28 protein-coding genes and 1 other RNA gene are annotated in these 26,537 nt (G+C 61.1%); 13 read left to right on the plus strand and 16 right to left on the minus strand.

Annotated features, from left to right (window positions below; translation table 11 throughout):
- Nucleotides 1-15: 15 nt before the first annotated feature.
- Nucleotides 16-1,896, minus strand: coding sequence for a phosphatidylglycerol lysyltransferase domain-containing protein (locus AC6GQJ_RS02040; protein WP_500771271.1), 1,881 nt, complete (start codon nt 1,894-1,896; stop codon nt 16-18).
- A 169-nt stretch (nt 1,897-2,065) separates the two neighbouring features.
- Entirely contained in the window at nt 2,066-2,386 is a 321-nt protein-coding gene (locus AC6GQJ_RS02045; protein ID WP_500771273.1) for a DUF1476 domain-containing protein, read from the minus strand.
- Nucleotides 2,387-2,534: 148 nt separating this feature from the next.
- Here AC6GQJ_RS02045 and purC point away from each other — a divergent pair, with 148 nt between their 5' ends.
- From purC to AC6GQJ_RS02070, 5 genes are read left to right on the plus strand one after another with little or no spacing between them, the layout of a single operon-like run.
- On the plus strand, nt 2,535-3,299 hold the full coding sequence (gene purC / locus AC6GQJ_RS02050; protein ID WP_500771275.1) for a phosphoribosylaminoimidazolesuccinocarboxamide synthase: 765 nt from the start codon (nt 2,535-2,537) through the stop codon (nt 3,297-3,299).
- 43 nt (nt 3,300-3,342) lie between these two features.
- Entirely contained in the window at nt 3,343-3,573 is a 231-nt protein-coding gene (gene purS / locus AC6GQJ_RS02055) for a phosphoribosylformylglycinamidine synthase subunit PurS (protein WP_500771277.1), read from the plus strand.
- Entirely contained in the window at nt 3,570-4,238 is a 669-nt protein-coding gene (purQ, locus tag AC6GQJ_RS02060) for a phosphoribosylformylglycinamidine synthase subunit PurQ (RefSeq protein ID WP_500771279.1), read from the plus strand. Before purS ends, purQ begins: the two co-directional genes overlap by 4 nt.
- 36 nt (nt 4,239-4,274) lie before the next feature.
- On the plus strand, nt 4,275-6,068 hold the full coding sequence (locus AC6GQJ_RS02065; protein ID WP_500771281.1) for a sensor histidine kinase: 1,794 nt from the start codon (nt 4,275-4,277) through the stop codon (nt 6,066-6,068).
- A 4-nt stretch (nt 6,069-6,072) separates the two neighbouring features.
- Nucleotides 6,073-7,410 (plus strand): sigma-54-dependent transcriptional regulator, encoded by a 1,338-nt coding sequence (locus AC6GQJ_RS02070; RefSeq protein ID WP_500771283.1) that lies wholly within the window; start codon nt 6,073-6,075, stop codon nt 7,408-7,410.
- An 11-nt stretch (nt 7,411-7,421) separates the two neighbouring features.
- On the opposite strand, the gene AC6GQJ_RS02075 is transcribed toward AC6GQJ_RS02070, so the two are convergent.
- From AC6GQJ_RS02075 to AC6GQJ_RS02085, 3 genes are all read right to left on the minus strand, one after another.
- Nucleotides 7,422-7,715 carry a hypothetical protein gene (locus AC6GQJ_RS02075; protein WP_500771285.1) on the minus strand — a complete coding sequence of 98 codons (294 nt, stop codon included), beginning with the start codon at nt 7,713-7,715 and terminating at the stop codon, nt 7,422-7,424.
- Between the two features lie 125 nt (nt 7,716-7,840).
- Nucleotides 7,841-9,022, minus strand: coding sequence for a patatin-like phospholipase family protein (locus AC6GQJ_RS02080; protein ID WP_500771287.1), 1,182 nt, complete (start codon nt 9,020-9,022; stop codon nt 7,841-7,843).
- A 1-nt stretch (nt 9,023) separates the two neighbouring features.
- Entirely contained in the window at nt 9,024-9,293 is a 270-nt protein-coding gene (locus AC6GQJ_RS02085) for a hypothetical protein (RefSeq protein ID WP_500771289.1), read from the minus strand.
- A gap of 490 nt (nt 9,294-9,783) precedes the next feature.
- Between AC6GQJ_RS02085 and AC6GQJ_RS02090 the strand changes: the two genes are divergently transcribed.
- Nucleotides 9,784-12,552, plus strand: coding sequence for an Rne/Rng family ribonuclease (locus AC6GQJ_RS02090; protein WP_500771291.1), 2,769 nt, complete (start codon nt 9,784-9,786; stop codon nt 12,550-12,552).
- Between the two features lie 78 nt (nt 12,553-12,630).
- On the opposite strand, the gene AC6GQJ_RS02095 is transcribed toward AC6GQJ_RS02090, so the two are convergent.
- Entirely contained in the window at nt 12,631-12,858 is a 228-nt protein-coding gene (locus AC6GQJ_RS02095) for a sulfurtransferase TusA family protein (RefSeq protein ID WP_500771293.1), read from the minus strand.
- Between the two features lie 93 nt (nt 12,859-12,951).
- Between AC6GQJ_RS02095 and AC6GQJ_RS02100 the strand changes: the two genes are divergently transcribed.
- From AC6GQJ_RS02100 to AC6GQJ_RS02115, 4 genes are all read left to right on the plus strand, one after another.
- Nucleotides 12,952-13,704, plus strand: a complete 753-nt coding sequence (locus tag AC6GQJ_RS02100) for a cytochrome c biogenesis CcdA family protein (protein ID WP_500771295.1) — start codon at nt 12,952-12,954, stop codon at nt 13,702-13,704.
- 62 nt (nt 13,705-13,766) lie between these two features.
- Nucleotides 13,767-14,990, plus strand: a complete 1,224-nt coding sequence (locus tag AC6GQJ_RS02105) for a hypothetical protein (RefSeq protein ID WP_500771297.1) — start codon at nt 13,767-13,769, stop codon at nt 14,988-14,990.
- A gap of 2 nt (nt 14,991-14,992) precedes the next feature.
- Nucleotides 14,993-16,342: a cytochrome P450 gene (locus tag AC6GQJ_RS02110; RefSeq protein ID WP_500774004.1), complete on the plus strand. Its 1,350-nt coding sequence runs from the start codon at nt 14,993-14,995 to the stop codon at nt 16,340-16,342.
- 79 nt (nt 16,343-16,421) lie between these two features.
- Entirely contained in the window at nt 16,422-17,315 is an 894-nt protein-coding gene (locus AC6GQJ_RS02115) for a fructose bisphosphate aldolase (RefSeq protein ID WP_500771299.1), read from the plus strand.
- Nucleotides 17,316-17,356: 41 nt separating this feature from the next.
- Here AC6GQJ_RS02115 and AC6GQJ_RS02120 read toward each other — a convergent pair whose 3' ends face one another.
- From AC6GQJ_RS02120 to fumC, 3 genes are all read right to left on the minus strand, one after another.
- Nucleotides 17,357-17,575, minus strand: coding sequence for a ribbon-helix-helix domain-containing protein (locus AC6GQJ_RS02120; RefSeq protein WP_500771301.1), 219 nt, complete (start codon nt 17,573-17,575; stop codon nt 17,357-17,359).
- Nucleotides 17,576-17,733: 158 nt separating this feature from the next.
- The gene (locus AC6GQJ_RS02125; protein ID WP_500771303.1) at nt 17,734-17,949 is read right to left on the minus strand and encodes a DUF4169 family protein; all 216 of its coding nucleotides are present in this window, start codon (nt 17,947-17,949) and stop codon (nt 17,734-17,736) included.
- Complete coding sequence (gene fumC, locus AC6GQJ_RS02130; protein WP_500771305.1) at nt 17,946-19,337, minus strand: class II fumarate hydratase; 1,392 nt, start codon at nt 19,335-19,337, stop codon at nt 17,946-17,948. The genes AC6GQJ_RS02125 and fumC overlap by 4 nt, the downstream gene beginning before the upstream one ends.
- 171 nt (nt 19,338-19,508) lie before the next feature.
- Between fumC and AC6GQJ_RS02135 the strand changes: the two genes are divergently transcribed.
- On the plus strand, nt 19,509-20,081 hold the full coding sequence (locus AC6GQJ_RS02135) for a hypothetical protein (protein WP_500771307.1): 573 nt from the start codon (nt 19,509-19,511) through the stop codon (nt 20,079-20,081).
- 13 nt (nt 20,082-20,094) lie between these two features.
- On the opposite strand, the gene AC6GQJ_RS02140 is transcribed toward AC6GQJ_RS02135, so the two are convergent.
- From AC6GQJ_RS02140 to AC6GQJ_RS02155, 4 genes are all read right to left on the minus strand, one after another.
- Nucleotides 20,095-20,619, minus strand: a complete 525-nt coding sequence (locus AC6GQJ_RS02140; protein ID WP_500771309.1) for an SspB family protein — start codon at nt 20,617-20,619, stop codon at nt 20,095-20,097.
- 188 nt (nt 20,620-20,807) lie between these two features.
- Nucleotides 20,808-21,158: a transfer-messenger RNA gene (ssrA, locus tag AC6GQJ_RS02145) on the minus strand.
- A gap of 81 nt (nt 21,159-21,239) precedes the next feature.
- Nucleotides 21,240-21,593 carry a DUF4345 family protein gene (locus AC6GQJ_RS02150; RefSeq protein WP_500771311.1) on the minus strand — a complete coding sequence of 118 codons (354 nt, stop codon included), beginning with the start codon at nt 21,591-21,593 and terminating at the stop codon, nt 21,240-21,242.
- A 66-nt stretch (nt 21,594-21,659) separates the two neighbouring features.
- Entirely contained in the window at nt 21,660-22,010 is a 351-nt protein-coding gene (locus AC6GQJ_RS02155) for a DUF4345 family protein (protein ID WP_500771313.1), read from the minus strand.
- Between the two features lie 103 nt (nt 22,011-22,113).
- Between AC6GQJ_RS02155 and yghX the strand changes: the two genes are divergently transcribed.
- A complete protein-coding gene (yghX, locus tag AC6GQJ_RS02160) occupies nt 22,114-23,001 on the plus strand; it encodes a YghX family hydrolase (RefSeq protein WP_500771315.1) in 888 nt (295 codons plus the stop codon).
- A 53-nt stretch (nt 23,002-23,054) separates the two neighbouring features.
- Here yghX and AC6GQJ_RS02165 read toward each other — a convergent pair whose 3' ends face one another.
- Nucleotides 23,055-23,501 carry a universal stress protein gene (locus tag AC6GQJ_RS02165; RefSeq protein ID WP_500771317.1) on the minus strand — a complete coding sequence of 149 codons (447 nt, stop codon included), beginning with the start codon at nt 23,499-23,501 and terminating at the stop codon, nt 23,055-23,057.
- 169 nt (nt 23,502-23,670) lie between these two features.
- Between AC6GQJ_RS02165 and AC6GQJ_RS02170 the strand changes: the two genes are divergently transcribed.
- A complete protein-coding gene (locus AC6GQJ_RS02170) occupies nt 23,671-24,477 on the plus strand; it encodes a nucleotidyltransferase domain-containing protein (RefSeq protein ID WP_500771319.1) in 807 nt (268 codons plus the stop codon).
- Here AC6GQJ_RS02170 and AC6GQJ_RS02175 read toward each other — a convergent pair.
- Together AC6GQJ_RS02175 and AC6GQJ_RS02180 are read right to left on the minus strand one after the other, a co-directional pair.
- A complete protein-coding gene (locus AC6GQJ_RS02175) occupies nt 24,474-25,130 on the minus strand; it encodes a hypothetical protein (RefSeq protein ID WP_500771321.1) in 657 nt (218 codons plus the stop codon). The genes AC6GQJ_RS02170 and AC6GQJ_RS02175 overlap by 4 nt on opposite strands.
- 3 nt (nt 25,131-25,133) lie before the next feature.
- Complete coding sequence (locus AC6GQJ_RS02180; protein ID WP_500771323.1) at nt 25,134-26,534, minus strand: selenium-binding protein SBP56-related protein; 1,401 nt, start codon at nt 26,532-26,534, stop codon at nt 25,134-25,136.
- Between the last annotated feature and the right edge of the window lie 3 nt (nt 26,535-26,537).

Consider the following 26,537-nt stretch of genomic DNA (forward strand, 5'->3'; position numbering starts at 1 on the left):
GTTTCGCCCCTGATGTCATGCTACTTTGCATGAATCCACTGCATAATTCTCATGTTTGTTATGAGGCGCATATGCGCTGACCGGAGCGAGCGGGATCGGGGCGTGGATGGCGCGGGCCACATCCGCAAGGCCCAAGGTCAGGCTGGCCCATGTGGGGGAGGCTGCATAAAGCGGCTTCCAGCGGGGCGCGAAGCTGGATTTGAACTGGCGCAAGCCGCGCCCGCCAGCCCGCTGTACCACGTGCGCCGCTGCCCATCGCCAGAAGGCGACCGTGGGGTCGGGACAGGCAGGCGTCGCGGCGAGGGAGAAGCAGCGCGCGCCGCTTTTGCGTGCCTCGGTGATCGCGGTATGGATCAGGGCATGCATGGTTCCGTCCGGCACCTCGCTGCCGTGGCGGATGATGTCGAGGCACCATTCATCGCGGGCGCGGTGCGCCGTGGCAAAGGCGACCAGACGATCCCCGACATAGGCGCATCCGACCCATTGATTTGCCACATAGCTAGGGCAATAGCGCCCCATACTGCCACCGCGTGCGCGGCCGTGGGCGCCTTGCCATTCTGCGTCGATGCGCGCCATGGCCGCCGTCGGGCGCTGTCCCTTGGCGGTGATCCGGACGCCTGCCTTGTCTGCGGCGCGCAACTTGCGCCGCAAGGTCCGGCGGGCGGGCAGGGCGGTGTCGTAGGTATCAAGGGGCACGACAGCCTCATCCGCGATGTGCAGCACGCGCCAGCCGGCACGGCGGGCGGTCGTCGCCATCGGGCCGAAGCATTTGTAAATCATGGGAAAGGCGCCCGCCTGCGTCGCCGCACGGTTAATATGGTGCAAGGCCTGCGCACAGGTGCCTGCCACGGGATCCGCGAACTGGGTTAGCATCTGCCCTATGGGCCAAGCCGCCAACGTGCTGTCGCCATGGTGCAGCAGTGCGCCACCGTTTTGCGTAACCACGCCGACCTCGCTGCGCGTCGTGGGGACCGCGGCGCGCAATGGTGCCGTGTAGGTGCGCGGCGCTGACCCATAGGGACGCAGCAGCGCCGCCCCTGCGATCAGGGCAGGCACAGCGTAGTAGACGATTCGATATCCCAGGATCGCGGCCACGACCGGTGCGGGATCGCTGAAAGGCACCGCGCCGAGTAGGACAAGTTCGAATGGGCCCACACCGCCAGGCGTGTTGGAGAGTAGCCCCGAACCCAAAGCGATCAGGAACAGGGGAAAGAATGGCGCGAACCCGATGGTGTCGACGGGCAACAACACAAACAGCGCCGCGCCCGCCATTGCCGTATCGACCAGCGCCCAGCCCAGAACCGCGCCGCTGGTACGGAAACTCGGGGCGCGGAAGGTAAGGCCGCCTATCTGCACCCGTGGACACCAGAACAGGCCAAGTGCCGCGATGGGCAGTAGTGCAACCATCAGCGCCGCAGGCCAGTCGGCCCAGTCGGGCGCGGGCAGCAAAACCACAGCCAGTGCAACAAGAACGGCCCATGCGGCGACAAAACTGACGCTGACATAGGCCGAGACTTTGGCGGCGCGTGCCAGATCAAGATCCGCCAACATTCGCCAGCGCGCCAAAGCACCCGTAGCAACACCAAAGCCGAGAGTCTGGCCGAGGGCAATCGCCACCGCGCCGGTCAAACGCGCGCGTTCGGGGGCGATTCCCGTGCGCAGTGTTTTATGTGCCAGCGCGTCATATTGGGCCACGGCCCAAAAACTTGCCGCCGTGAACAGCAGCGCCAGACACCAGCGCCACGGCGCGATATCGGCCAGCCGGTCCGGCAGTGATTGCACCAGATCAACCGAGATATGTTGCGCCAGTAAGGACGCACACAGCGCAAGAATACTGACCGGCACGGCCACGCGCATCAGCGCCCTGACCGGTGTCGACACCAAAAAATTCCGCATAAGATCACTTCACCCCAAACCAGATCTACCCGAGGGTGGGGATAGGTCAGCGGAGTGTTGCAATCCTTAACGCCGGCGGTCGGCTTGTGCACAAAACAAATAAAAACGCGCAGACCCGTTTTTAGGGCTGCGCGTTTTAATCACATTAACAAACCTTTATAGGGTTTTGTTATTCCTTGATTTCGCTCATGATCTGGGCCTTGGCCTGGCTCATCAACTCTTCCATTTTGGCACGGATTGTCGCCTCGTCAGCGCGATCACCAAGGTCGCCGGAGACTTTGCGATAGACGTCTTCGTGGCCTGCTTCTTCGAAGTCGGATTTGACGACTTCGCGCGCATAGGCGTCCGCGTCATCGCCGGACTTGCCCAGCAGGCCCGCGGCCCACAGGCCCAGCAGCTTGTTGCGGCGTGCATCTGCCTTGAACTGCATTTCTGCATCGTGGGCGTATTTGTTCTCGAAGGCGTTCTCGCGGTCGTCAAAGCTGCTCATTGGGGGCTCCTAGAGATGTTGCGTTGCAAAAGATATGTCGGCGCGGGGCGCGCCATGCAACCCCTTTGCTTGCGGCAATTCAACCGATTGCTTATGAGGGCGCAAAGCGGCGCAGACTCACGCGGCGGCGCAAACCGAGGGGACGCCCATGGCGCGACGCAAAAAGATATACGAAGGCAAAGCCAAAATCCTGTATGAAGGCCCCGAACCCGGGACAATCGTGCAGTACTTCAAGGACGATGCCACGGCATTCAATGCCCAGAAGAAAGAAGTCATCGAAGGCAAGGGCGTGCTGAACAACCGCCTGAGCGAGTTCTTCATGACCGGACTGGCGCAGATCGGTGTGCCGACACATTTCATCAAACGGCTCAACATGCGCGAGCAACTGGTGAAATCCTGCGAGATCGTTCCGCTGGAAATCATCGTGCGCAACTATGCCGCTGGCAGCATGAGCAAGCGTCTTGGCATCGACGAGGGCACGCAACTGCCGCGTCCGATTGTCGAATACTGCTATAAGGATGACGCGCTTGGCGACCCGCTGGTCACCGAAGAGCATATCGCCGCTTTCGGCTGGGCCAGCCAGCAGGACATGGACGATATCCTGAGCCTTGCGCTGCGGGTCAACGATTTCCTGAGCGGTGTGATGCTGGCCGTCGGTATCCGTCTGGTCGACTTCAAGATCGAGGTCGGCCGTGTCTATGACGGTGATTTCATGCGCCTGATCGTGGCGGACGAGATCAGCCCCGACAGCTGCCGCCTGTGGGACATCGAAACCGGACAGAAGCTGGACAAGGACGTGTTCCGCCGCGATCTGGGCAATCTTACGGATGCCTATACCGAGGTGGCCCGCCGTTTGGGTGTGATGCCCAAGCAGTCTTCGGGTCCGATCACCAAACCGACGCTCATTAACTGAGCGTCGGAATTTGCATATTTACAGAACAATGAAGGGGTAGGTCGTGAAAGCAGTTGTGCATGTGATGCTGAAGACCGGCGTACTGGATCCACAAGGTGAAGCCGTGCGTCATGCGCTTGGCGCGTTGGGATTTGACGGTGTGCAGGGTGTGCGTCAGGGCAAGGTGATCGAGCTGGATCTGGCGGATGGCACCTCTGAGGCGGATGTGAATGCGATGTGCGAGCGGTTGCTGGCCAATACCGTAATCGAAAGCTATCGGGTCGAACTGTCATGAAGGCGGCGGTTGTCGTCTTTCCGGGGTCGAACTGTGACCGTGATCTGGCCGTGGCCTTTCGCGCCGCTGGTGCGGATGTCGAGATGGTCTGGCACAAGGATACGGCGCTGCCGTCCGGTGTGGACATTGTCGGCGTGCCGGGCGGTTTTTCCTTTGGGGATTACCTGCGCTGCGGGGCGATTGCCGCCAATTCGCCGATCTGTCAGGCCGTAAAGGCCCATGCGGAGCGCGGTGGCTATGCCATCGGCATCTGCAACGGGTTTCAGGTGCTAACCGAAACCGGCGTCCTGCCCGGTGCGTTGCTGCGCAATGCGGGGCTGAAATATATCTGCAAAAGCGTCGGGTTGCGCGTCGAGACGGCCGAGTCGGTCTACACCGAAGGCTATGCCAAAGGCGACGTGATCGACATTCCGATTGCGCACCACGATGGTAACTATTTTGCCGATGACACGACCCTTGCCGCCCTGCGCGCCGAGGATCGCGTGGCGTTCACCTACACCGACAACCCCAACGGGTCGAAAAACGACATTGCGGGCATCCTGTCGGAGAACCGGCGTGTGCTGGGCATGATGCCCCATCCCGAACGGGCGGCGGATGCTGGCCATGGTGGCACCGACGGGCAGGCGCTGTTCCGCTCAATCGCGGCGCAGCTGGCGCTGGCATGACTTGAGAGGAACGTGCGCGACCTTTATGGTAGCGCAATGCAGATGGTTCCACGCAAGGCCAAACGATCAAAGCAACCGCGCACCACCAGTTGGCGGGTGCGCCTTGCGTTGTTTGTGCTGTGCATTGTCGCGGTGTCGACCGTGTATTTCACCAACCGTCTGCTGACCGACCGTTTTACAGAAACCACCCGAAACCGCGCCGAATTGCGCCTTGCGCTTTATTCCGGCAACTTGCTGAGCGAACTGCGCCAGAACGCGATTGTGCCGCAGCTTCTGGCCCGCGATCCCACGCTGATCGGGGCGCTGAATTCAGGTGATTTCCAGCAATCCACGCAGCGCCTTATCTCTTTTGTCGAAGAAATCGGTGCGGCCAACCTGATGCTTTTGGACAATGACGGGCGCGTGGTGGCGGCGACCGACCGCAACCGTTTGGGCACGAATTACCGCCCCGAGCCTTATTTCGTGGACGCTTTGCGCGCCTCGGGCACTGTTTTTTCTGCCTCCCAACGCGATACGGGCGGGTTTGTTTTCACCTATTCGCGCCGCGTGATGGCGGGTGGCGATGTGGTGGGGGTGATCGCGGTCGAGGTCGATTTGCAAAAGTTCGAGCGGGCTTGGGCGGGCATTTCGGCGGCGGTCTTTGTGACAGACAGCAGCGGGCAGATCATTCTGGCCACCGAACCGCGCTGGCGCGGCCGGACAGAGGCCGAGGCGCTGGAGCGCGAAACAGCACAAAGCGCCATCGAACGCGCCATTCGTGCCACTGCCGATTGGACCGCCTTGCCTGCGGATGCCTATTTGCAGGGTGAGGGGGTGATGCGCCTTGAAACGCGTATCCCGTTCAGGGGCTGGCGGCTGACCTCGTTCACCACATACGAATCCGTCCGCGAGAAAGTGAACGGCGTACTGGCGCTGGAAATCATGGCCTTTGCGATCCTGCTGGCGCTTGCCTTTTATGCGCTCAGCCGCCGTTCGGCGCTGCGCCTTGCGCTTTTTGCCCGCGAATCCGCCGAATTGCGGCGCCTGAACATGCAGCTTCAGCGAGAGATTGCCGAGCGTAAGCGCGTGCAGGAAGACCTTGCCGTGGCCGAACAGACGCTTGAGCAGTCCTCGAAACTCGCTGCTTTGGGCGAGATGTCGGCAGCGGTCAGCCACGAATTGAACCAGCCGCTGGCCGCGATGAAGACCTATCTTGCGGGCGCGCGCCTGTTGCTGCGCCGCAACCGGCCCGAAGAGGCGGTTGTGAGTTTCGGGCGCATTGACGACCTGATCGAGCGGATGGGCGCGATCACACGCCAGTTGAAATCCTATGCGCGCAAGGGGCAGGACGCGCTGAGCCCTGTTAACATGGGCGATGCGCTCGCGTCCTCCCTGTCGATGATGGAGCCGCAATTGCGCGAGCGCCGTGTGCAGATCAACCGCATCCTGCCGCCCGATCCGGTCGAGGTGCTGGGCGACAGGCTGCGCATCGAACAGGTGATGGTGAACCTGCTGCGCAACGCCATCGACGCCACCAAGACGGAAAAAGAGCCTCAGGTTGATATTTTCCTCTCGGCGGGCGAAACAGCGACCCTGACGGTGCGCGATAACGGTCCCGGCATTGTGGACCTTGATGCGCTGTTCGAACCTTTTTACACCACCAAACAACCGGGTGACGGTGTCGGCTTGGGGCTTGCTATCTCCTCTGGCATTGTCAACGATCTGGGCGGGCGTCTGACGGCGCGCAACAGCCAGTCCGGTGGTGCTGTATTCGAGATGCAATTGCCCATTCTGGGCGACGCGGAAACCGACCAAGACGAAACCGGTCCAAAGATCAAAGCGGCGGAGTAAGCCCATGACACAAGCCATGAAAATAGCCATCGTCGACGACGAACAGGATATGCGCCAATCCATCAGCCAGTGGCTTGCGCTGTCCGGCTATGACACTGAAACCTTTGCCAGTGCCGAAGACGCGCTGAAGGTTCTTGGCCCCGACTATCCGGGCATCGTGATTTCCGACATCCGCATGCCAGGGATGGACGGGATGCAGTTTCTGAAAAAGCTGATGGGCAGTGACAGTGCGCTGCCGGTCATCATGATCACGGGCCACGGCGACGTGCCCATGGCGGTTGAGGCGATGCGCGTGGGCGCGTTCGATTTCCTTGAAAAGCCGTTCAACCCCGACCGTATGTCGCAACTGGCGAAGAAGGCCACGGGCCAGCGCCGTCTGACGATGGATAACCGCGCGCTGCGGCGCGAACTTTCCGACGGCGGGCAGCTGATGAAAAAGCTGATCGGCCAATCGCCGGTGATGGAGCGGCTGCGCGAGGACATTCTTGATCTGGGGCAGGCCGATGGTCACGTACTGATCGACGGTGAAACCGGTACCGGCAAGACGCTGGTTGCCCATGCGCTGCACGCTGTCGGCTCGCGCGCGGGCAAACGGTTCGTCTTAATCAGCTGTTCCGCTTGGGAGGAAGAGGCGCTTGCCAAGCGTCTGTTCGGCCCCATGCTGCCTGAAGACGCGCAACTCCCTGCCGTGGAGGAAGCGCGGGGCGGTACGCTGGTGCTTGAAGATATTGAAGCGCTAAGCGAGACGTTGCAAGCGCGCCTGCTGAGTGTGATCAATGAACAGGGCACGCCTGCCGAAACCCGCATTGTTGGCATCTGCAACATGCAAGAGGCAGGGCGCACATCGGAAGACGCGCTGCGACCCGATCTTTTCTACCGTCTTGCGGCATTGAAAATCACCGTGCCCCCGCTGCGCCAGCGCGGCGAGGATATTCTGACGCTGTTCACACGCCTTAGCGACCAGTTTGCAGACGAATACGGGTGTGAAGCGCCTAAAGTCTCGGCACAGGAAGCGGCGCAGTTGTTGCAGGCCCCATGGCCCGGAAACGTGCGCCAGTTGATCAACATCGCTGAACGTGCCGTGCTGCAATCGCGGCGCGGGACGGGGTCGATTGCGTCACTGCTGATGAATGATCACGAGGAAATGCAGCCCGTGATGACGACCGAGGGCAAGCCGCTCAAGGAATATGTCGAGGCGTTCGAACGCATGCTGATCGACAACACGATGCGCCGTCACAAAGGCTCTATCGCGTCCGTGATGGAAGAACTGTGCCTGCCGCGCCGGACCCTGAACGAGAAGATGGCGAAATACGGTCTTCAGCGATCTGATTATCTGGCCTAAGGCCGCGCTGGTCAGGCGGACGGGATCCGCACCAGCGCAGTCGCCGAGTTATTGTCATCGGTGAAACAGGTCCATGACTGTCCGTCGGCGGCGTCAATCACGTATTGGTTGACCTCGACCACGGGCAGCGTGGTGTTGGCCGTCGCCCCGCTTTGTTTTGTTTCGGCCTCGACTGCGCGAATGCACGACCGTGTGCCGCGCAGTTCGGCCAGCGCTTCGGGGTCATTGGCCAAAGCCACGTCATCGCATCCCGCGAGCATGGCAATACAGGCGGTGATCAGGGCAACTTGGGGGATTGGGCGCATGGGTCTTCCTATGGTCGGGTACTTTCGCGTGCAGATATCACGGCACCGTCCCATGGTCGGGGCAGGGCGCGCCACTGTCAAGCAGGGGACGCCCCACCAATGGCAACGCGTTCCGCGTTCGGGCGTTAGAAGTAGTCCTTAGGATCGCGCAGGTAATTGTCCCACGTCTGCGGAACGGCCGGATCGAACCGTTCCAGCCGCTCTTCTGTGCTGCGTTTGGCGGCTGCAATCATCGCCTCAACACCGCCCCCGAACTTGAGCAGACCGACCGACGGGTCGTCCTCAAGCGGATGGGGTGGGCGCACCACGACAAGCTGGATCAGCCTGTCGCGGATTGCATTCGCCGCAGGCGTGTCGCCATCGCCTTTTGCGATGAGAGCGTTTAACATCGCCTGATCCGTCCAACTGATCACCTTGACCATCCTGATCTGCGCCTCAAGGCTGGTGCTCAGCCAGTTGGTCAACAGGCTGGTGCCGATATCCTTCAGGTTTTCCGTAGGATGGAAGGTCTCGGGCGACGGGATCAACACATAGATGCGCCGCACGCCAAAGCGCAGCGCGGGCGAGATCGGCTGGTTCATCAGCACGCCCCCGTCAAAGCGTCCCTCCATCGGTGGGAACAGCAGGGGCAGGGCCGTTGTACCTTTGAGCGCCTGTATCAGCTCGGTCATGCCCGCAATTTCGCGCCACGCGTTGGCCAGTGTTCCGGTGGCGGCTTGAGGTGGAAATGTTTCGGTGTGGGGGATCTTGTAGAACAGTTCGACCTCGCCATCGGCCAGCTTGGTGGTCGAGATGGCCAGCCGCAGGGGCGAGGACAGGAACGTGTGTTCGCGCCCTTTCAGAATGCGCTTCAGCGTCCCTTCGAACGGGGCGGTGTCGTAAAAGCCGCGATGACCGCGCAGGACATGCAGGATCGTATCGACCGTTCCTGCATCGTCCTTGGCGCCTGTGTCACCACCTTTGCCCGATTTCGGCAGAAGGTTGCGGATAAATCGGCTGGCACGGTTCCACCCTTCGTGTCCGGCCACCTGCGCGGCACTTTGACGGACCTTGATGCCTTGGGTGAACACGTTGTCGTTTTTCAGACCCGCCCATTCCCGCGCCAGATCGTCCGGTGTCAGCCCCGCGCATAAACCCGCGGCATTGAGCGCCCCAGCAGAGGCACCGGTAACAACGCGCGGCCATTTGCCCCCGTGAAAGTCAAAGATGGGTTGCAGCGCGCCGACTTCCCACGCGCCAAGCGCACCGCCGCCGGAAAACACGATCCCGTACTCGTCAACGCTGATATCCTGTGCGTTCACCGGCATGTTACTTGGCCTTGCGACGTTGGCTGATGCGCGTCAGGGTTCCAAGGCTTTGCGTCGTGACGCCAAGACGCTTGGCGAACAGTTGCAGCGGCTTTTCCATCAGGACACCGGGGCGGAGTTCTTCGTAGATTTTGATGCAAGGCATAGCGCAAGAGACGCTTTTCTTGCCTTTATTCACGGGCACCACGGGTCTTTTACCCTTGCGCGCCATCACTTCGCCCAACAATCCGGCGGCAAATCCGGCAAGGGGGCAGTCTTCACAAAAAGCCATTTCAACACCTGTTTGTGGTTCCGACAGGGGATAGTAAAACCGCCCGTTGCGCACCCGACAAGTCAGGAATACCCGACAGCGATGGCCTGTTTCGCGATTGACCATTGTCTTTGCACCGCCATTCGCCTTATCTAGTGGGACGGGTGTGCGCCGCGGTGAAGCAGCGTGGTACCCGATGAGAGATTCGCTGTTGGACCGGTTCTGGCGGGTACGCCCCCGAAAATGTCCACAGACCGATTGGGCCCTCAAAAGGGGCCACGAGATGCTGACGCAGACCACCGTCTGGCGCAGCTAATGAACAGATGCAAAGCCCCGAGGGGTGACTGCGTCGGAGAAGAACCGCGATGACACGCGCGAGGACACAACCCGTTCCAGCAGAAGGCCCTCAGGGCCAAACCTGCCGCATGTCCCACATCGCCCAGACAAGACACACCCCATCCACACTGGCACCCCCAGGGTCCGGTGCGATGGCGTTGTGCAATGGACTTACATGGCTAAGAAAATGCTTATCGATGCCACCCACGCGGAAGAAACCCGCGTTGTGGTGGTCGACGGAAACAAGGTTGAGGAGTTCGACTTTGAATCTGAGAACAAACGCCAGCTTGCTGGCAACATCTATCTTGCAAAGGTAACACGGGTCGAACCGTCGCTTCAGGCGGCGTTTGTTGACTATGGCGGAAATCGCCACGGTTTCCTTGCTTTCAGTGAAATCCACCCCGACTACTATCAAATTCCGGTCGCCGACCGCGAAGCGTTGATGGAAGAAGAGCGCGCGTATGTCGAAGCGCAGCGCGCCCGCGAAGAAGCCGACGAAAAGCCCAAGGGCAAGCCGTCGCGTTCGCGCTCGTCCTCCCGCTCCAAGGCCGCAGCGGCCAAGGATGCGGACGCCAAGGCAACGCAGGACATCGAAGGCATGGAGACCATCGACCTTGAGGGCGATGCCGAGGCCGACGTACCAGAGAACGAAGCCGCGTCCCCGATGGAGACCGTGGCCGAAACGCCTGTTGAAACGCCTGCCGCTGACGAACCGTCCGACGACGACAGTGCAGATGATGCAACAGACGCATCCGATGACAGCACCGATGAAGATGACGACAGCCCCAAAAACGCTGACGCCACTTCCAAAGATGACAGCATCGAATCCGTCGCCGACGAAGACGACACAGACGACATCCGCCCCGTGCGCAAACCGCGCCCGAAACGCTACAAGATTCAGGAAGTTGTCAAAGTCCGCCAGATCCTGCTGGTGCAGGTCGTCAAGGAAGAACGTGGCAACAAGGGCGCGGCCCTGACCACATACCTGTCGCTGGCGGGTCGCTACTGCGTTCTGATGCCGAACACTGCCCGTGGTGGTGGCATCTCGCGCAAGATCACCAACGCCGCCGACCGCAAGAAGCTCAAGGAAATCGCCAACGAGATCGATGTGCCAACCGGCGCGGGTCTGATCGTGCGTACCGCTGGTGCGCAGCGCACCAAGGCCGAGATCAAGCGCGACTACGAATACCTGCAACGCCTTTGGGAACAAATTCGCGAGCTGACGCTGAAATCCATCGCGCCTGCGAAAATCTATGAAGAGGGCGACCTGATCAAACGGTCGATTCGCGATCTCTATAACCGCGACATCGACGAGGTGTTTGTAGAGGGCGAGCGCGGCTATCGCACCGCCAAGGACTTCATGAAAATGATCATGCCGTCCCACGCCAAGAACGTGAAACTCTATAATGAATCCCTGCCGCTGTTCGCGCGCTATCAGGTGGAAACCTATCTGGGTGGCATGTTCAACCCGACGGTCCAGTTGAAGTCGGGCGGCTATATCGTCATCGGCATCACCGAGGCACTTGTCGCCATCGACGTGAACTCGGGCCGCTCCACCAAGGAAGGGTCGATCGAGGACACCGCCCTTAAGACCAACCTTGAGGCTGCCGAAGAAGTGGCGCGCCAGTTGCGTCTGCGTGACCTTGCCGGTCTGATCGTCATCGACTTCATCGACATGGACGAGCGTAAGAACAACGCCGCCGTCGAAAAGCGGATGAAAGACAAGCTGAAGACCGACCGCGCCCGCATTCAGGTGGGCCGTATCTCGGGCTTTGGTCTGATGGAAATGTCGCGCCAGCGTCTGCGCCCCGGTATGATCGAGGCGACAACGCAGCCTTGTGCGGCTTGTCACGGCACCGGTCTGATCCGCTCGGACGACAACCTTGCGCTGTCGATCCTCCGCCAGATCGAAGAAGAAGGCACCCGCCGCCGGTCGCGCGAAGTGCTGGTGAAGTGCCCAGTCGGCATCGCCAACTTCCTGATGAACCAGAAACGCGAGCACATCGCCCAGATCGAAGCGCGCTATGGCCTGTCCGTGCGTATCGAGGGTGAGCCGCACCTGATCAGCCCCGACTTCTCGATCGAGAAATTCAAGACGGCGACCCGTGTGGTCAAAGCGGTCGAAACGGCTGTGGTGTCGGTCGACACATCGCTGATGGACCAGATCGACGAAGACGAAAGCGCCGTGGTCGAGGACGAAGCGCCAGCCGCTGCCGGCTCGGCCCCTGCCTCCGCGCCCGAACAGAACGGCGAGGACGGAGAGACCAAGCCCAAGCGCCGTCGTCGTCGGCGTCGTCGCAGCCGCTCGAAATCCTCGCAGTCGGACGAGAACGGCAACAACGAAAACGGCAATGACGACAACGGCAACAGCGACCGTAAGGAAGAGGGCGCAGAAGCATCCTCTGACGCGGACACCTCGTCTGATGCCGTGGCAAAAGACGCAGATGCCGATGCACCTGTGGCCAAGAAGACGCCGACCCGCACCCGCAAGTCGAGCCGTTCGTCCTCTACCTCCAAATCCAAGGCCAGCGAAACAGCAGCCGAAGACGCACCAGCGGCAGACGCCGCCAGCGAAGGCGACACCGCACCAGCGGCAGAGCCTGAGGTGAAGGAAGAAGCCAAGGAAGAAGCGGCGCCAAAACCCAAGGCGACGCGGTCGCGTTCGACCAAGGCCAAGACCACTACGGCCAAGAACAAGCCCGCCAAGGAAAAAGCGCCCAAAGCGGACGCAGCCGAAGAGCAGGCGAAAGAGCCTGTCGCGGCTGTCCCTGCGCCGGAACCCGCGCCAGAGCCTATGGCCGAGACCAAGCCCGAGCCAACGCCGCAGCCCGCCGTGGCCGAGGCTGCGCCTGCGCCCACACCGGAACCCGCCGCTGCCGATCCGGTCGCGTCGGATGAACCGCCCAAGCCGAAGAAACGCGGCTGGTGGTCGCTGGGTAAATAATCAGGGAAAGGGCGCGCTGCAGGGTGCGCCCTTTTTCCTTTGGCCACGGGTCAACCGGACCAGACAGGTCGGGACCGTTCAGGCCTTGCGGATCACATAGGTCTGGATGTCGCCGGACAGATCGCTCGACACCAGTTCATGACCAGCCTCGGCGCAGTAATGGGGCACATCGACAATCGCCGCCGGATCGTCGGCCAGCACGGTAAGGCAGTCGCCAGAGGCCAGCGATTGCAACCGTTTGCGCGCTTTGAGAACGGGCAGGGGGCATAGCAGCCCCGTCGCATCAAGAGTGTTTTGATCATCCATACCGCGAGATGTAGGCGGGATGTTTCAACCTGTCCACACAGATGTGAGCGATCAGCGCGTGACGCGGATCAACGGGCGCGGTAGGGAACAGTCATGTTCGGAATTGATATCATAGACGCGAGCCTGTTTCCTGCGATGAGCGTGGCGCTTTTTGCGGGGATCATCAGCTTTCTCAGCCCTTGCGTGCTGCCCATCGTGCCGCCCTATCTGGCCTATATGTCGGGCATGACGGTGGGCGAGATGTCGGACGGCACCGAAGGGCGCAACCGCGCCACCTTAGCCGCGCTGTTCTTTGTGCTGGGGCTGAGCACGGTGTTTTTGTTCCTCGGCTTTGCGGCCTCGGCCTTTGGCGCGTTCTTTTTGTCCAATCAGGTGCTGTTCTCGCAGATTTCCGGCGTGGTGATCATGGTGTTCGGCCTGCATTTCCTTGGCGTGTTCCGGATCCCGTTTCTGGATCAAGAGGCGCGAATGGATGCGGGCGATCAGGGCGGGTCGTCGTTTGGGGCCTATGTGCTGGGCCTTGCCTTTGCCTTTGGCTGGACGCCCTGTATCGGCCCGCAACTGGGCGCGATCCTGACCCTTGCCGCGTCCGAGGCTTCGGTGGCGCGCGGCACGCTGTTGCTGGGGGTCTATGCGGCGGGTCTGGGCATTCCGTTCCTGCTGGCCGCGATGTTCATGAGCCGCGCCATGGGCCTAATGAACCGGATCAAGAAACACATGGGGCTGATCGAAAAGGTGATGGGCGCGCTGTTGCTGCTGGTCGGTGCCGCGATGCTCTTCGGCCTGTTCACCCGCTTCAGCTTCTGGCTGCTGGAAACCTTCCCCGCCCTTGCCACGCTGGGCTAGCCCGAGCGCCTTACTTTGGTCCAACAATGCCGCTATCATGCGCCTAAACAGAGGTGCATAAGATGAGCAGCACGCATCCCAACCCCGTCAAACGCCGCCGCGTGTTCTATATTCCGGGCTATGATCCGATCCATCCGCGCCGCTACCGCGAACTGTATCGCAAGGAAGGCGCGGCGCAGGCTGCGATTTCGGGCTATGACATCACGCTGAAACCGAAGGCGACGCAGGAACATTATGGCTGGCAGGTGGATGCGCGGATCGACGGACAGGACGTGCATGCGGATGTGGATGTGCTGGTCTGGTCCGACATTGTGCGCGACAGCATGGCGACTTCGATTCCGGCCACATATCTGCAACTGGTGCGCACCGCGTGGACCTATATCGCTTCCGGTGCGCTGCGCCGTCTGATGCGGTTGCGCAAGGGGCCTGTCATCGCCGCGCTGTATCCGGTGGGGATGTTGCTGGCGCAACTGCTGCTGGCGCTGATGCTGTGGTGGGTGGTGTGGCGTGTTGGTGCGGGGCTGTTCGGCACGGTTGGCGCACTTGTCGGTGCGGTGATCGGGGCCGCGGGTTTTGTGGCGCTGCTGCGCTGGTTCAAATCCAAGGACGGAAAGTTCTTTGCCTATTACCTGATGCACGACTACGCCTATTCCGCCGCCTCGAACGGGGCCAATCCGGCGGCGCTGGAGGCCCGCATGGCCGCCTTTCAGGACAGCATCGCCGCCGCCTTGGCAGAGGACGTGGACGAGGTGCTGGTGGTTGGCCATTCCTCGGGCGCGCATCTGGGGGTGTCGATCCTGTCCGACCTGATCCGCGCGGGCCGTGTGCCTGCGGGCGGGCCTGCGCTGTCCTTTCTGTCCTTGGGGCAGGTGGTGCCGATGGTGTCCTTTTTGCGCGATGCCTATCGGTTGCGCGCGGACCTTGCGTTCCTATCGGCAAGTGACGCGCTGTCATGGGTGGATGTCACCGCGCCGGGGGATGGCTGCGCCTTTGCACTGTGCGATCCGGTTTCGGTCTCGGGTGTTGCGCCGCATGGCAAGCGCTGGCCGCTGGTGTTTTCCGCGCAGTTCACCCACAGCCTCAGCCCCGAACGCTGGGCCGAGCTGCGTTGGCGCTTTTTCCGGCTGCATTTCCAGTATCTGTGCGCCTTTGACCGGCCCTTGGACTACGACTATTTCCAGATCACGGCAGGGCCGCTGACTTTGGCGGCGCGCTATGCCGACCGTCCGCCATCGAAATCCCGCATTGATCGAGCGGTGTCGAAATACACCTCGGTCACGCCATGACGATGCGGCAGCCCCCCAAGCCGCCCAGCCGGCCGGATCGCGTGTCGCTGTGGCGCTATGCCAAACTGTTCCGGCAGGACATTCTGTCGGCCCAGCCTGCGCGCCTGTACTGTGCATGGATGGCCGAGTTTCGCACGCCTTTCTTCCGCAGCTATCTGATGAACCAGCCTGATCTGGTGAAAACTGTCCTCAAGGACCGGCCCGACGATTTCCCCAAATCCGACCGCGTGGGCGAGGGGCTGCGCCCGCTGCTGGGCAATTCGGTCTTTGTCACCAATGGCGAGACATGGAAGCGTCAGCGCCGCATCATCGACCCTGCCTTCGAAGGGGGGCGGCTGCGCGAAACCTTTCCCGCAATGTGGGACGCGTCAGAGGCGGCGGCGGGCCGTCTGCGCGAGGGTGTCAGCGAGATCGAGGCCCAGACCAGCCATGTGGCGGCGGACGTCATCTTTCGCACGCTGTTCTCGATCCCGATCGAAAATGAACTGGCCGCGGCTGTGTTCGACGAATTCCGCATCTATCAACGCAGCCAACCGATCCTGAACATTGCCGCCTTTGTGCCGCTGCCGAAATGGATGCCGCGCCTGTTCCGCCGCGACACCCGTGCGAGTGCGGCGCGCATCCGCGCGTTGATCGGGGAACTGGTCGCCACGCGCGCAGAGGAGGTCGCCCAAGGCACCGCGCCCGATGACCTTGCCACCAAAATCATGACGACGGTCGATCCTGTGACGGGTGAAACGTTCGAACCGGACGAGATGGTTGATCAGGTGGCGATCTTCTTTCTTGCAGGGCATGAAACAAGTGCCTCGGCGCTGGCATGGGCGCTGTACCTGATGGCGCTGTATCCCGACTGGCAGGACAAGGTCGCCGCCGAGGCGCAGGCGCTGGATCAATGTGATTTCTCGGTCATGTCGAAACTGGCAACCACCCGCGATGTGTTCCGCGAGACACTGCGGCTGTACCCGCCGGTGCCGATGATGGTGCGCGAGAACACGAAACCCGAGCATTTCCGCGACCGCGATGTGCCGCGCGCCAGCCAACTGGTCCTGAGCCCGTGGCACCTGCACCGACACGAACGGCTATGGGACCGACCGGACGATTTCGACCCCGCGCGCTGGCACACCGAGAATGGCAAGAGCTGCCAGCGCGACGCCTATATCCCGTTTTCGGCAGGGGCGCGTGTGTGCACCGGCGCGGGCTTTGCCATGGTCGAGGGCGTGCTGATTCTGGCTCGTCTGTTGCGCGATTTCGAGGTCGAACCGGTGCAAGGGCGCACGCCGGTGCCCGTCGCCCACCTGACCGTGCGCGCAAGCGATGGAATCTGGCTGAATTTGCGCAAACGGCAGCGCTAACATTTCGCGGGCGGGATTAACTGTGCCGCTTGAATAGGTTACCTGTAACGCGACGTTAATAACTTCTCCGGAGAACCCGATGCCCGACTTTGCCAAAATGCGTGACCGAATGGAAAACGGGGCAGGATTTATTGCCGCGCTGGACCAATCGGGCGGATCGACCCCCAAGGCGCTGGCGCTGTATGGGGTGGATGCCAGCGACTATGATGGCGAAGAGGCGATGTTTGCCGAAATGCAGCGGATGCGCGCCCGCATCATGCTTGCGCCGGAGTTCACCAGCGACAAGGTCATCGGCACGATCCTGTTTGAAAAGACATTGGGTGAAAAGATCGACGGCCAGTCCGTGCCCGCCTTTCTGTGGCAGCAGCGCGGCGTTGTGCCGTTCCTGAAGATCGACAAGGGACTTGAGAGCGAGGCGGACGATGTGCAGTTGCTGAAACCGATCCCCGATCTGGACAAGACCCTGCAAGCGGCCAAGGACATGGGCGTATTTGGGACCAAGGCGCGGTCGGTTGTGAACGGGGCGAATGCGGATGGTATCAAGGCCACCGTCGCCAACCAGTTCGACGTTGCCCGCCACGTGATCGACGCGGGCATGGTCCCGATCATCGAGCCCGAGGTGAACATCCATTCCGCCACCAAGGCCGAGGCCGAGGATTTGCTGGCCGCGGCCCTGATGGCGCAGGTCGAAACACTGGCAGACGGCGAGGATGTCATGCTGAAAGTGACGCTGCCCGAAAAGGCCGGCCTTTACGACGCGCTGGCGGATCATCCCCGCGTGGTGCGGGTTGTGGCGCTGTCTGGCGGTTATTCCACGCAAGAGGCAAGCGCGCGTCTGGCCAAGAACCACAAGATGATCGCAAGTTTCAGCCGCGCCCTGACCGAAGGGTTGCAGCGCGACATGACAGATGCCGAGTTCGAAGCGGCCTTGGGCCAGAACATCGACGTGATCCACGCCGCATCCATCGCCTGATCAGATCTAAGGCGGTTGCGCTGTTGCGCCGCCGCCCGCGTCTAGCTGTCTTTGTAATAGGCCAAAACATAGACGCGAATGGCCGAGGCCAGCCCGACATCCGGCCCGCGCGCGGCGTCGATTTCCGAGGCGAGCGCATTCAGCGGTTTGCCTTGAACATCCGCAATCTCGTTGAACGCTTTCCAGAACTCCGGCTCTAGCGATACGCTAGTGCGGTGCCCTTTTAGGGTCAGCGAATGTTTCTGGGGGCGCTCATGCATGATGGGGACCGAGACGCGGTAGATACAACTGCGCCGAGCGGATACGGCAGCGTACGCCTTGCAGGCGAGGCGCGCGCTGAACTTGAAAAATACCTGAACTGAAATCCTGCGTCATACGAAACATCTAACCACCTAACGTGTATCTATATGACCGGAATTTATGACTTTTTAGGGTCGTCGTCCGCTTGATCGGAGGGCCTTTCAAGGGCCGCTCCGTCAAGGTTACGCGCCATACGTGCGCGTATACTAGCCTCAGTTGTCTTTTCGCCCTTTGTCCGCCCGAATGCGACCGAATTGGCGTTCGCCCGTGCCTTGTCGGCAGCACGGGCGCGCGCCTTGCGCACTTTGTTCAGGTTGATGGGCGAGTCGCTCATTTAGGACCGATCATGTTCTCGGGACGCACGACGCGGTCAAAGGTTTCCTCGTCCACGAAACCGAGGGCGATCGCCTCTTGCAACAGGGTGGTGCCGTTCTTGTGCGCGGTCTTGGCAACCTTGGTCGCGTTGTCATAGCCGATTTCGGGCGCCAGCGCAGTGACCAGCATCAGCGACTCGCGCATCAGCTTGTCGATACGCACACGGTCCGCATCCAGTCCGACCACAAGGTTGTCGGTAAAGGCCGACGCCGCATCGCCTAGCAACTGCATGGATTGCAGCACGTTATAGGCCATCATCGGCTTGAACACGTTCAGTTCGAAGTGGCCCTGCGATCCGGCAAAGCCCACGGCGGCGTCATTGCCCATGACATGGGCGCATACCTGCGTCAGCGCCTCGCACTGGGTGGGGTTCACCTTGCCCGGCATGATCGACGATCCGGGTTCGTTTTCTGGCAGCACCAGTTCGCCCAGACCACAACGCGGCCCCGAGCCGAGGAAGCGGATATCGTTGGCGATCTTGAACAGGGACGCAGCCACGGTTTTCAACGCGCCGGACATTTCGACCATGGCGTCATGGGCGGCCAGCGCCTCGAACTTGTTGGGCGCGGTGACGAAGGGCAGGCCGGTGATGTCGGCCATATGCGCGGCGACGGCCTCGGCCCAGCCTTTCTTGGTGTTCAGGCCTGTGCCGACGGCGGTGCCGCCTTGGGCCAGTTCATAGATACGGCCCAAAGCGTCTTTGACCCGCTGGATGCCCATGGCCACCTGATGGGTATAACCCGAAAATTCCTGGCTTAGCGTCAGTGGGGTGGCGTCCTGCGTATGGGTGCGCCCGATCTTGATGATGCCGTCAAAGGCCTCGACCTTCGCTTGCAGACCGGCATGCAGCTTCTCCAGACCCGGCAGCAGCACATCGCGCGCGGTCATCGCGGTCGAGATGTGCATCGCGGTCGGGAAGGTATCGTTCGAGGACTGGCCCATGTTGCAGTGGTCGTTGGGGTGCACAGGGTCTTTGGAGCCGATCACACCGCCAAGGATTTCGATGGCGCGGTTGGCGATCACTTCGTTCGCGTTCATGTTCGACTGCGTGCCGGAGCCTGTCTGCCAGACCACCAGCGGGAAGTTATCGTCAAACTTGCCTGCAACCACTTCGCTGGCCGCTTGGATGATCGCGTCGGCCAGTTTGGTATCCAGATCGCCTTGGGCCTTGTTCTGCATGGCGCAGGCTTGCTTGATCACGCCAAGGGCGCGGACGATGGCGACGGGCTGTTTTTCCCAACCGATGGGGAAGTTCATTATCGACCGCTGGGTCTGAGCGCCCCAATACTTGTCGGCCGGAACTTCAAGCGGTCCAAAGCTGTCGGATTCGGTGCGGGTGTCGGCCATCGGGCGGCTCCTTTTGGGGTGATCATGTTTGCCTAAGCGTTTATCGGCCGAGGACGTCGCAGACAAGCATGCAAGCCATCTAACCTGCGCGGATTGGCGGGAAAGAGTGGTGTACCTTGCCCCGCAGAGCGCTATGTTATGGGCACCACCCCCCGCAAAGGAGAGTTGACCATGATCGCGACCCTGACCGCACGCCGTTCGCAAAAATTGCCCGTCCTTGCCGCCCTGACGGTACTGAGCGTGCTGTTTATGGTGCTGGCCACGCAGGTGCGCGCGGATTTCTCGGATTTTTACGGGAAATATTCCGGTTCTGCCGAGGTGCAAGCGCTGGACGGGACCAAGATCCCGCGGGACATGAGCGTCGAGATCGGGCCGACCAAAGAAGGGTTTCAGGTGCAATGGACCTCGATCAGCTATCGCGCTGACGGGGATGTGGACGAGAAGTCCTATCGCGTGGGTTTTGTTGCGAGTCCCCGCGACAAGGTTTTTGCGGCCGCGCAGCGCAAGAACGTGTTCGGCCACGAGGTGCAGCTCGACCCGATGAAGGGCGAACCCTATGTCTGGTCACGCATCGAAGGGCAGACGCTGACCGTGTTTTCACTGTTTGTGTGGGCGAACGGCGGATACAGCTTGCAACAATATGACCGCACCCTGACCGATGGCGGGCTGAACCTGCGGTTTCAGGTGATCCGTGACGGGGAAATCCTGCGCGCGGTCGAGACATTCCTCGCCCGCGACGACTAGGACGCGCTGCGCGTTAGGGTTTGCGGAAGCTGTCGAGCGAGACAACCTCGGCATCTTTGGCCGGTTTGTCCGCGTCTTTCTTCACATCGTCCTTTTTCGCACCGGTCTTGGGTTTGCTGGCCAAGGGACTGGGCAGGATGTCGGGCGTTTGCGTGGCGGGGCTTGCGCCTTCTTCGTCCTCGTCCTCTTGCGTTTCGAAACGCAGGCCGAATTCGACGGACGGATCGACGAAGGTCTTGATCGCGTCATAGGGGATGAACAGCGGCTCTGGCGCGTCACCGAAGTTCAACGTCACAGCAAACCCGTCCGCGCCGACCTCAAGCTTGTCATACCAGTGCTGCATCACCACGGTCATCTCGCCGGGGTAGCGGTCGCTGAGCCAGTCGGCCAATTCGGCGTCCGGATGGCTGGTGTCGAAGGTGATGAAAAAGTGGTGTGATCCGGGCAGGCCGTTATCGGCCACGTCGGTCAAGACTTTGCGAATGAGGCCACGCATGGCTTCATGCATCAGGTTGCCGTAATCTATGCTGCGGCTCATCGCGTTCCCCATAACTCTTACCTGTCACCATATCCCAAATTCCGGTGGTGAAAAGAGGCGAGGCGCAGAAAGCGCGGATTAAGTGCGGGGAGGGGTGTTTGGCGGGGCAACGGCGGGCATCGGGACCGCGATCCACACAAACCGAAACACGGTTCAAGCAGCGTGTTATAATTATGACAGGGTGGGAAAGTGCAGGCTTCTGTTGCCAGGTGCCTGCGAACCCCGCCTTACGCGGCTAGGCGTAAGGACTTAATTTTCGATGTTAGGAACAGCTTACGCTGCTACTGCCATCGGAGCACGATTGTCATTTGCAATTGTACAGTTTTCGCCGGTAACGGTGGCAGACAGCCGAGACAAAGCAAACCCCTTTAGACGTCCGTCGATCCTATTTCGACCCCATGATCCTTCAAATGAAAGGATGTTTGGTGGAGTCGCCGGGTACCGCCCCCGGGTCCGATCCGCTTATTACGAGCGCGTTTATGTCCATAGTCCCGAAGGACGATTTACATATAGGCGGGCGGTGTGCCGGTTGCAATCTACGGGAGCCTCCGGCGGGGATTTTTTTAGAACAGAGAAGGGGTGGGGTTGTTTAGGTTTGGCGCGTTGTGCGCTGATTTTATTTAGATATTTACGATAAGGGCGATGGCGGCGACGGCGACTTCGCTGGCAAAGAAAATCCACTTTTTGCGTGTTTGACCGTCAAGGATGAGGGAGGTCAAGCGCCCGAGGCCGCCACCGGCCCAGATAAAACCGATCATGGCGTAAGCGGCGGTCGTGTTCAGCCAGAGCGCACCAAGGCCCGCCACGACAAACAGCGCACCGGAGGCGGCGCGCACTTCGGAGCGTCCCATGGTCGAGCCGCCGTCTTTCAAATCCACCGTGTCCATGGTGTAGCGCGGGGCCAGCCAGCCCATCGCGCCGAAGATAACACTAAGCGCGACGAGGCCGTAGTTGATAAGGGTGATCCAGTCCATGTGAGCGTGCCTTTTGTCAGGGATGTGCAGCACAAACTGCCAAAGCGCGCAAAAGGTTCATCCGCCTTAAAGATTGGCCCAGAGGAACCAAGCGGCAAGCGCAGCCTCGATCCCGCCGAACAGCAGCACCTTGGTGCGGGGCGGGTTATCCAGAAGCAGCGAAAGCACGCGGCCCAAAGCGGCACCGACAAAGGCAAAGCCGATCATCGCATAGGCCAGCGGTTCGTTCAGCCAGAGCGCAGCAGCACCGGCCACGACAAACAGCCCGCCCACGCTGGCGCGCAGCTCGCTCAGCCCCATGGTGCTGTGCGTCGGGGCGAGGTCCAGCGCCGCGGCGGTGTAGCGCGGGGCAAGAAAGCCGAACAGCCCGAAGGCAATGGTCAGCAGGGCGGCGGCGTAGTTGAGGATGTCTGTCATCCCCAGTGAATTAGAGCGCGCATGACCATCCGGCAATATGTTATGCTGCGGATGACATAGGCGGGCTGTTCGCGGCCCTGCCATCAGCGAAAGGGTGCGCAGCATGAAACGCAAGACGGCAAAAGACTTCGATCCCAATATCCTTCGGCTTTATGACGGCTATGTGCATGGCGAGATGAGCAAGCGCGCCTTTCTGAGCGGGGCGGGCCGGTATCTTGCGGCGGGCGTCACAGCGGCGGCAGTACTGGAAAGCCTGCAACCGAACTATGCACTGGCCGAACAGGTCGCGCCGGACGATCCAGCCATCGAGACCAAGCGTGTCACCTATGACAGTCCCGACGGCCATGGCGAGATCACCGGCCTGATGGCGATTCCTGCGGGTACGACAAGCAAGCTGCCTGCGGTTCTGGTGGTGCACGAGAACCGTGGCCTCAACCCCTATATCGAAGACGTGGTGCGGCGCACGGCCAAGGCGGGCTATATGGCGTTCGGGCCGGACGGGCTGTCGCCGCTTGGGGGCTATCCGGGCAATGATGATGACGGGCGCACGCTGCAAAAACAGCTGGATAGCACCAAGCTGATGCAGGATTTCTTTGCCGCGTTCGAGTTCCTGATCGGGCATGAGGGATCGACCGGCAAAGTGGGAGCGGTTGGCTTTTGCTATGGCGGGGGCGTGTGCAACGCGCTGGCGGTGGCCTATCCCGAAATGGGAGCGTCGGTGCCGTTTTATGGCCGCCAGCCAAGGGCCGAGGATGTGCCGAGCATTCAAGCGCCACTGCTGATCCATTATGGCGAACTGGATGACCGGATTAATGCGGGCTGGCCTGAATATGAGGCGGCGCTGGTTGCCAATGACAAGGAATTCGAGGCGCATTTTTACGCGGATGCGCCGCACGGGTTCCACAACGACACCACACCGCGCTACGACCCCGAGGCGGCGGCGCTGGCGTGGGATCGGACACTTGCGCATTTTGCAAAGCATCTGGGGTAGAGGTTCACCCTGCGCGGGGCCTAGGCCACTCGCGCAGGGGACGCTGTCGGATTTTACATCACCGACAGGCAGGCGCATTTCGCCAGATGGTTCACGCGCTGCGTTGTACTGCCCAGTACCAACGCGCTGAGCGCACCGACACCGCGACGGCCCAGCACGATCAGGTCGGCACCGCATTCTTCGGCATAATCCACCATCACATCTGCCGGATCACCCAGTTGCAGATGGGTTTGCGTCACGCGTTGGCCGCACTCGGCCACGATGGCCTTGCCCGCGTCCAGCACTTTGGTGCCTGCTGCGGTCACGTCGGTGGCCGAGGGCATCGTGGTGGCGGCGTGGAACCCCGACACCGCGCCCATCGCATAGGCCACTGTTTCGGGTTGGGGCGTGTGTACAAGGTGTATTTCAGCGCCGTATTTCTCTGCCAGATCACAGCCCAAGCGCACCGCCCGTTCCGATGTTTCCGATCCGTCCAGTCCGATTACGATCTTGGTAAACATATCTCATCCTCCTGTGGTGCTGCGTTCGAGTGTAGCCTAACCCGACCCAATTCTTGAGGCCTTGATGTGGATCAACTGTGCGTCGGCCATTTCTTGCGGCTTTTGACGTTTGCCTTGTGACGGGCAGGGCCGCGCCCTAGCGTATGATCGGACATAAGAGGGGCGTCGCATGACACATCAGGTCACGATTAACACCATCACCGAGGCGCTGCGCGGGGTCGAGGGGATCGAGGCGCTGTTCCTCAGTGGCAGCTATGCGACCGGCATGGCGGATGCCTATAGCGACCTTGATTTCGTGTTGGTCGCCCGCGATGGTGTGTCTGACGAGGTCGCGGCCACATGGCGCAGTGCCGTGGAAAAGACAGGCGAGATTGTGCTGTGGTGGGACCGGACAACTGTGCCTGTTCTGATCAACGCGATCACCGCCGATTGGACCCGCACTGACGTGGTGATCCTGAAACCGGACCAGATGGGCCACCAAACGCAAGCGGGGTTAAAGCCGCTATTCGATCACAGCGGTATCTATGACGGACTTGCCGCCGCGCCGCCCGCCACGGGGCCGAACCCCGCCAAGTTCAAATACCAGATTGAAGAGTTCATTCGCATCCTCGGGCTATTGCATCTGGCCGCAGGGCGCCAGGAATATCTGAACGGTGTGCTGGGCGTGTCGCATCTGCGCAATGCGCTGGTCGAGTTGATGATCGAGGAAACGAACGCGCCGCATCGCGGGGGTATCCTGCACCTCAACCGTTTGATCACCGACGCACAAAAGGCGGTGCTGATGTCCATGCCAGCCGCCGTGCCGACGCGCGAGGGGATGATCGCCGCGCATCTGGCCTATGCCGCCGCCTATCTGCCACGGGCGCGTGCGCGGGCCGCCGAACTTGGTGTCACATGGCCCGAGCGGTTCGAGGAAGTCACGTGGGCGCAGTTGGAGCGGACCTTGGGAATTTCGTGCCCCTATGCGCGGGGTTAAAGCGCGCTCCAGACGCCGATGGTGCCGACAAGGATCAGGCTGAGCGCCCAGAACAGGTCAAGGTCGAACCAGCTGCGCGACAGGAATTGCAGACCCAGCCAACGGTGCACCGCATAGGCGATGGCGCCGCCCGATCCCATCATCGCAAGCGTGTGGACTATGGCAACCGCGAGCGCCAGCGCGGTGGTTGCCATCAGCGCCGAGGCGGCGCGGTGGGCTGTGTCCAGTTCCTCGACCGCGCAAAGACCCAGATAGATCGGCACCAGCATTAGGGCAGCGCCATGCGCGAGCGCCACAAGGAAGGACCACAGCGCCAGCCGATGTGGCGCTATGCGCGCCAGAAAGCGCGGGTGCCGGCGCGTGATCGCCAGATACAGACCCATGCCAATGACGATCAGCCCCGCGCCGATGCGGATGGCGCGCTGGTGGTCGATCAGCACGGACATCATGGAAAACGGCAGCAGGATGGCCAGCATCGCCACGAAATGCCCCAGCGACAGCGCGCCAAGCGCACGCCACAGGGCAGAGCGGCGGCGCTCGAACAGGGCCGAAGACACGGCAAGCGGCCAGCCCATCGCGGGGTTCAGCCCGTGATACAGCCCCGACAGGATCACGGCGAGCCACAGGCCCGCCGCGCTGGTAAGGTCGATCAAGGTCTAGACCGAAGGATAGCAGAAACTGTCGGTGGAACAGTCGCCCCCCTCAAGCCGGATCTGGTGGCTGCGATAGCCTTCGGGGAACTCGGTCCAGAAATCCTTGTCCAGCGTCAGGCCGCCGTTTTCGCCCACATGGGCCATGACCATCGCCGCCCCGCGATCCCCAGGATAAAACTGGTCATCCCACGAGGAATACAGCGAGTTGGTCCAGTAGACCCGTTTGCCATCGCGGCTGATCTCGACCATCTGCGGCCCATAGCCGAAATCCTTGCCATTGGGGTGTTTGGTTTTGGTGACGATGCCGCCGATCTCGACCTTGCCCGCCAGTACGGGGTTCATCGGGTCGCTCACGTCATATTGGTGCATCTCGCCCAGTCCCCAGCACGACACATAAAGGTATTTGTCGTCCATGCTCAGGTCGATATCGGTGACCAGAGGCGGCACCGCACCAAAGCCTTTCAGCAGGTCAGGCAGATCGTCCACTTCGGCAGGGACGGGATCAATGGTGATCGTCTTCTTGGCCTGCCATTCCCCATCCTTGTCGCGCCACCATGTAAAGATCGCGCCTTGCAGATTGGTGGTGTCCACGACCACACCGCAAAAGCCGTATTCCTTGACCGGATCGTGGGCAGGGCGAATTTCCAGCGCCATCTGGTGGTTCTCGCCCAGATCAATGGACTTAGTCACCTTGCGCCCCCGCAAATCCCAGAAGTGGATCGTGTGGCCGTATTTGTTGGACAACAGATCTTCGGGCACCACGCCGTTTTCGAATTGCGGCGGCAGGCCCCATTCACTGCTGACCATGTAGTCGCGCGGCAGGTTCCACCAGAAATCATAATGCTTGTCCTGGATGCCGCGATCCATTTCGTAACGGCCCAAAATCTCGAAAGACTCGCAATCCATGATAAAAATACCCGGAGGGCCGTCAGTGCCGTCCGCGCCGCCACCGCCAAGGGTAGAGACATAGATGCCTTCGGGACCGCAATGGATGGTGTGGGGGCGGGAATAGCCGGTCTTGGCCATCAACTCGTCGGGTTCGATGATCTTGTGGATTTTCGCGTCCAGCGGTTCCTTGACGTCGATGATATAGATACGCGACGACCGGATGCCCGGAATGATCAGGTAGCGCCGTTCCAGAAACGCATGGCCCGTCAGCGGCGACAGGGCCGAGGAACAGGCATTCCAGCCGAAGTGGTGGAATTCGTCGCCAAGGTTGGGCACGAACAGCGAATGCACGATTTGCCCGTAGGTCTTGCTGGCGGGGTCCACATCGACCACGGCCAACCCGTCGGGTTTGGTGCCATCGGGGCTGAGCATGAGGGTAAAGGCAAGCTTTTCCACGGGCGCTTGCATCGCCATTTTCGGCGAGGGGTGGAATGTGGGGTCTGGTCTCAAATTCATAAC

Source organism: Tateyamaria sp. 7Alg 36, assembly GCF_059882455.1.